The sequence below is a fragment of the Cryobacterium sp. RTC2.1 genome (assembly GCF_035018685.1).
Classification (GTDB): Bacteria; Actinomycetota; Actinomycetes; order Actinomycetales; family Microbacteriaceae; genus Cryobacterium; species Cryobacterium glucosi.
Window position 1 is genome coordinate 1 of the sequence record NZ_JASJXJ010000203.1, and the last position, 5,621, is coordinate 5,621.

Below are 5,621 nucleotides of genomic sequence, written 5' to 3' on the forward strand. Positions count from 1 at the left end.
AAGCTAAGACTCTCAGCGCCGATGGTACTGCAGGGGGGACCCTGTGGGAGAGTAGGACACCGCCGGACTTAACTTAGAAACACCAGAAAAGCCACCCCACGGGGTGGCTTTTCTGCTTTAACCCGCACACCGCACACCGCAACCACCAGCCAGCCAGCCAGCCAGCCCGCCAGCCAGCCCGCCCTGCACTGGCCCCGCCCTGCACTGGCCCCGCGCGACACCAGCGCCGCTACGCCCCGGACACGCCGGGCGCGTAACGGCGCAACCGGCGCGCAACCCGTAGCGGGGCGGCGCAGCATCCGCTCAGCGGTTGGGGAAATCGTGGGGGAGGCGCGTGAGCACCGGGCGGAGGCGTTCGAGGCGATCTCGTTCCAGGAGGAGTGCCGCGTACTCGCGGCTGCGGCGCACGGCGGCGACGCCGGCGAGGAACTCCTCGGGGGAGACGGCGGGAACCGGGGAGACGAAGGGCGCCGCTTCCGCCGCGAGGTCACTTGCTACGCGCACGCGTGTCTCCGGGGTCAGGCGTCCGGACTGGCGGAGGAACTGGGCGATGCGGCGCGAGAGCCGGTCAGGCAGCCGCACGACATCGACGGTGTACGACCAGGTGGTGAGCTCTTGCGGAAGCCCGAGGACCGGCTCGTCGAACCGGGCCACCCGTTCATACTGGCTGTACGTGCCGGCCATCAGGTCGCCGAGGCGCTTGGACTTGCCGTTCAGCAGAGCCGTCGTGGCGGCCAGGCCGCCGAAGGTGAGGTAGATCTCGAAGATTCCGCTGAGGGCGCGGGTGAAGGCGTGCCGCAGCTGAATGGACCCGCCGTCGTCACGCACGATGCGGGCGCCGATCGCGAGCTTGCCGAGCGAGCGTCCTCCGGTCACGGTCTCCACGACAGTCGGGAGGATGAGGATCGAGAACGCGAGCCCTGAAATCGCCAGCGTCTGTGCGAGCGCTGGATCCAGGGCGTCGCCCATGACGAAGTCGACCGCGAAGGCGAGTCCCACGAAGAAACCGAGATAGGCGAGCCAGTCGATGATGGCGCCGGCCGCGCGCAGGATGAAACTCGCCGGCCGCACATCAAGCGCGACCGCCTCGCCAGTGACGAGTTCGTACTCATAGGGAGAACTTTCTCCCTGATCCGCCGCGTTTCCGGGGTGTGCCATGTCTACTATTAGAGCAGATGGACCTCGACGCATATTCAACGGCGCACCGCGCCCAGTGGGACCGCCTCGCCGAGCTCGGCAGGGAGCGGCGGCTCTCCGGCGCGCAGTCCGACGAACTGATCGGCCTGTACCAGTCCGGCGCGACCCAGCTGTCCGCAATCAAGAGCACGGCCGGCTCCACGATCCCGGGCGACCGGCTCTCCGTCGCGTTGTCCCGCGCCCGGCTGCGCTTCACCGGAGCCGGCGCGAACGTCGTGTCCCAGGTGCCTCGGTTCTTCGTCCTTCAACTGCCCGCCGCGCTCTACCGCCTGCGCTGGCTCACGCTGTGCGTCGCGGTCGTGACGGTCGCGGTCGCGGTGCTCTATGCCGTCTGGATCACCGGCGACCCCCGGGTGCTCGCCAACCTCGGCTCCGACGCCCAGCTCCAGCAACTCGTGAACTCTGAATTCGTCGACTACTACTCCGCCAACCCCGCCGCGTCGTTCACCGGCCAGGTCTGGACGAACAACGCCTGGATCGCCGCGCAGTGCGTCGCCTTCGGTATCCTCGGCCTCTACGTGCCGTACATCGTGCTCTCGAATGCCCAGAACATCGGCACGACAGCCGCGGTGATGTTCGCATACGGCAAGGGCGACGTCTTCTTCCTCTACATCGCGCCGCACGGGATGCTGGAGCTCACCGCGATCTTCGTCGCTGCGGCCGCGGGGCTTCGCATCTTCTGGTCCTGGATCGCCCCCGGTGGGCGTACCCGCGGGCAGGCTCTCGCGGCGGACTCGCGCGCCCTCGCGACGGTTGCGATCGGCCTCGTCTTCGTCCTCCTCGTCTCCGGCGTGATCGAAGGCTTCGTGACCCCGGCGCCGTGGCCGTGGCCGGTCAAGATCGGCATCGGCTTCGCCGCGCTGTGTGCGTTCCTGACGTACATGCTCGTGCTCGGCCGACGGGCCGCACGTTCCGGCGAGACCGGCGACATCGGTGAGTTCGAGGCCGGCAGCACCCGCATCTACGCGTCCTGAGGGCCGCGAGCGGGCTACAGTCGGCCGGCGAGCTTCAGGGCGAGGTAGTGATCGGCGAGGCGGGGCGGCAGGTCCGCTGGCGGACCGGTGACGACGTCGGCACCCTGCTGGCGGATCGCCGCGGCGACCCTGGCGACGTCGAGCAGCGCCCGTTCGGCAGCGGCGGCGCGGTAGACCTGCTCCCGGTCGGCGCGTTCGTGGGTCGCCTGCACGGTCGTCGGGTCGGTGACCGACGCGACGACGACGGTGTGGCGGCGGGTCAGCTGGGGCAGTACCGCGAGCAGTCCGGTCGACGCCCCCGCGGCATCGATCGAGGTCAGCAGCACGACGAGGGCGCGCTGGCTCGTGATCGCGCGCACCTGGGCCGGCACTCCGGCCCAGTCCATTTCGAGGAGTTCGGGGTCGATCACCGCAAGGGTGTCGACCATCCGCGACAGCAGTTCTGCGCCCTGCGCGCCCTGCACCCGGCCGCGCACCCGCCGGTCGAAGGCGACCATGTCGACACGGTCTCCGGCCTTCGACGCGAGCGCGGCGAGCAGCAGCGCCGCCTCGAACGCGGTGTCGAGCCTCGTCTCGTTGTCGATCCGCGCGGCGGAGGTGCGTCCGGTGTCGATCACGATGACCACCCGCCGGTCGCGCTCCGGTCGCCAGGTGCGCACGACCACGTCGTTGTGCCGCGCCGTAGCCCGCCAGTCGATCGAGCGCACGTCGTCGCCGCGCACATACTCCCGCAGCGAGTCGAACTCGGTGCCCTGTCCGCGCACGAGCACGCTCGTGCGCCCGTCGAGTTCCTTGAGCCGGGTGATGCGCGAGGGCAGGTGCTTCCGGGCGTTGAAGGGCGGCAGGACACGGATGCGCCCGGGCGCCTCGAGCGTGGCCTGGCGCGCCCACAGGCCGAGCGGCCCGTACGAGCGGATCGTGACCCGGTCCACCCGTCGTTCTCCCCTCCGGAACGGAGTCAGCGGGAGGGACACGAGCCGGCGTTCCCCTGTCGGGACGGACAGAGGGGTGCGGTTGTTGCCTGCGCCGGCCGACGGTTGCCAGGCATCCCGCACGAGGGCGCGGAGGCGACGGGAGCCGGAATTGGTGACGTACAGCAGGCTCGTCACGGTTTCGCCGAGGCGCACCCTTGCCGGCAGCCTGCGTTCGAGGCGCACGGCCCTGGGCGAGCCGGCCAGCGCGAGGTCGAGCAGGCCGAGCCCGACCGAAAGCAGCAGCCACAGGGCGAGGATGCCGCCCGCGGCCGCCTGGCTGCGTCCGAGCAGCACAATTGGCACGACGCCGAGGGCGACGAGCAGTGTGAACCGACCGGAGACCGTCACCTTAGATCGGAACCTGGACCTGCTGGAGCACGCTGCGCAGGATGGCGTCCACGAACACGCCCTCGAGCTCGGCTTCCGGCTGGAGCTGGATCCGGTGCCGCCAGACCGGGAGGACCATCGCCTGGACGTGGTCGGGAGTGATCGAGTCGTAGCCGCTGAGCCACGCCCAGGCTTTCGTCGCCGCGAGAAGCGCCGTCGTCCCGCGGGGGCTCACGCCGAGCTTGACCGAGGGGCTGCGCCGGGTCGCGCGCGCGAGATCCACGATGTATGCGAGCACGTCCGCGCTCGAGCCGACCTCCATGACGGCGGCCTGCGCGGCGGTGAGCTGCTCGGCGCCGAGCACGGGAGTGACCCCGGCCGCGGTGAGGTCGCGGGGGTTGAAACCGGCGGCGTGGCGGCGGAGCACCTCGAACTCCGCGTCGCGTTCCGGCACGTCGAGCACGAGCTTGAGCAGGAACCGGTCGAGCTGCGCCTCGGGCAGCGAGTACGTGCCCTCGTATTCGATCGGATTCATGGTCGCGGCGACGATGAACGGGTCCGGCAACGGAATCGTCCGGCCGTCGACGCTGACCTGGCGTTCCTCCATCGCCTCGAGCAGTGCGGACTGGGTCTTCGGCGGTGTCCGGTTGATCTCGTCCGCGAGCAGGATGTTCGTGAACACCGGGCCCTTCCGGAACTCGAACTCGCCGGCCCGCGCGTCGTAGATGAGCGACCCTGTGACGTCGCCCGGCATCAGGTCGGGCGTGAACTGAACCCGTTTCGTCTCGAGGCTGAGCGCGTGGCTGAGCGAGCGCACTAGGAGGGTCTTGGCGACACCGGGCACGCCCTCGAGCAGCACGTGGCCGCGCGCGAGCAGGGCGATGATGAGTCCCGTCACTGCGCCGTCCTGGCCGACGACGGCCTTGCCGACCTCGGTGCGAACCTGCGCGAGCGATTCCCGAAGGGAAACGATGGTATCGGTCGGTGTGCTCATGGGTCCATTCTTCCGGGGGTGGTTGCGGTGGGTGGGGCGGATGCCGGCGGATCAGCGGGCAGGCCGCTCGCGGCGATCACGGCTCGCTCCAGGTCCTGGAGGAGGTCGGACTGGGCAATGAGGTCGCGGTCCGTCGCCGGGACTCCGTCGACGAGGACGAAGCGCACCTCGGCCGGTGCCCGACCGGTCAGTGCGGACACCGCGAGCACGACGTCGTCGAGGCTCGCGAGCCTGGACAGCCCGACCCGGGTCGCGAGGCGCTGCACGGTGGCGACCCGCAGGGAGTCGAGGGCGCGGAGGCGCGCGTTGCCGCGGGCATAGAGGCGGGCCCTGCCTTCCATCGTCTCGCTCGCGCGTACGGTCACCGGCAGGTTCTCGGCGACGAGCGGTCCGAGTCGCCTGCCCTGCCACACGGCCGCGGCGAGGAAGACGACCGCGAGCAGCAGGATCGAGGGCGTGACCCAGCCCGGCGTCAACTCGCCGAGGCTCGGCGGGCCGGTGACCGCGACATCCGTCAGGGTCGGCAGGTACCAGATCAGGTCGGCGCTCGGCCCGAGCAGCCCGAGTGCGAGCGCCGCGTGACCGGATGCCGTGATCTCGTCGTTGCTGAAGATGGCGCCATCGGCGACGAGGGTCAGCTCTGTGGACGGCAGGGTCGCGCCGACGACGGCGAATGAGTTCCGACCGGACGGGAAACAACCGCTTTCCGCGGAGTCGGCGGGGAGGCTGAGCGTCTTCCCGCCGGGGGCGACGCCGCCTGCCCTGATCGCAGCGGGCAGGTCGCAGCGATCGCCAGGGCCGTCCAGGCTGTCGGCGACCCCGCCGAAGCCGACTGCGGGGGTCAGCGTCTGCAGCAGGAGGAAATCGGGGGAGACCACGACGGTCCGGGGTGCGAGGGCCGCCATGGCCGAGATCCGGTCGTTCGTCAGATAGCCGTTCGGGTCACTGAAGAACAGGGTCGGATCCGTGCTCGCCGCGGCGATCGTGCGAGCCTCGTCCAGGGAGTCCGCTGTCGTGACGCGCACCCCCTGCTGGCGCAGCACCTCGACGAGGGCGCGGGCGCCCGCCGGTGCGGCGTTGTCGGCAGCATCGCACAAGGACTGGAACCTCGCGATCAGCGAGATGTTCCGGGCCCTGGCACGGTCGCTCATCGAA

The 5,621-nt window shown here is 70.4% G+C and carries 5 protein-coding genes; 1 reads left to right on the forward strand and 4 read right to left on the reverse strand.

The annotated features are described in order from the left end of the window. Positions 1–303: 303 nt before the first annotated feature. Positions 304–1,158 (reverse strand): RDD family protein, encoded by an 855-nt coding sequence (locus tag QN357_RS17515; RefSeq protein ID WP_322189482.1) that lies wholly within the window; start codon positions 1,156–1,158, stop codon positions 304–306. A gap of 17 nt (positions 1,159–1,175) precedes the next feature. Between QN357_RS17515 and QN357_RS17520 the strand changes: the two genes are divergently transcribed. Beyond that, entirely contained in the window at positions 1,176–2,171 is a 996-nt protein-coding gene (locus QN357_RS17520; protein WP_134449746.1) for a stage II sporulation protein M, read from the forward strand. A gap of 14 nt (positions 2,172–2,185) precedes the next feature. Here QN357_RS17520 and QN357_RS17525 read toward each other — a convergent pair whose 3' ends face one another. From QN357_RS17525 to QN357_RS17535, 3 genes are all read right to left on the reverse strand, one after another. Continuing rightward, a complete protein-coding gene (locus tag QN357_RS17525; protein ID WP_134449747.1) occupies positions 2,186–3,493 on the reverse strand; it encodes a DUF58 domain-containing protein in 1,308 nt (435 codons plus the stop codon). 1 nt (position 3,494) lies between these two features. Then, positions 3,495–4,466 (reverse strand): AAA family ATPase, encoded by a 972-nt coding sequence (locus QN357_RS17530; protein ID WP_134449748.1) that lies wholly within the window; start codon positions 4,464–4,466, stop codon positions 3,495–3,497. After that, on the reverse strand, positions 4,463–5,621 hold a 1,159-nt coding region (locus QN357_RS17535; RefSeq protein ID WP_323505278.1), incomplete at its 5' end, for a DUF4350 domain-containing protein. The genes QN357_RS17530 and QN357_RS17535, both read right to left, overlap by 4 nt.

Coding starts and splice junctions, on each gene's coding strand:
- QN357_RS17530 (WP_134449748.1), bottom strand. CDS start 4,466: ATGAGCACACCGACCGATACCATCGTTTCCCTTCGGGAATCGCTCGCG.
- QN357_RS17520 (WP_134449746.1), top strand. CDS start 1,176: ATGGACCTCGACGCATATTCAACGGCGCACCGCGCCCAGTGGGACCGC.
- QN357_RS17515 (WP_322189482.1), bottom strand. CDS start 1,158: ATGGCACACCCCGGAAACGCGGCGGATCAGGGAGAAAGTTCTCCCTAT.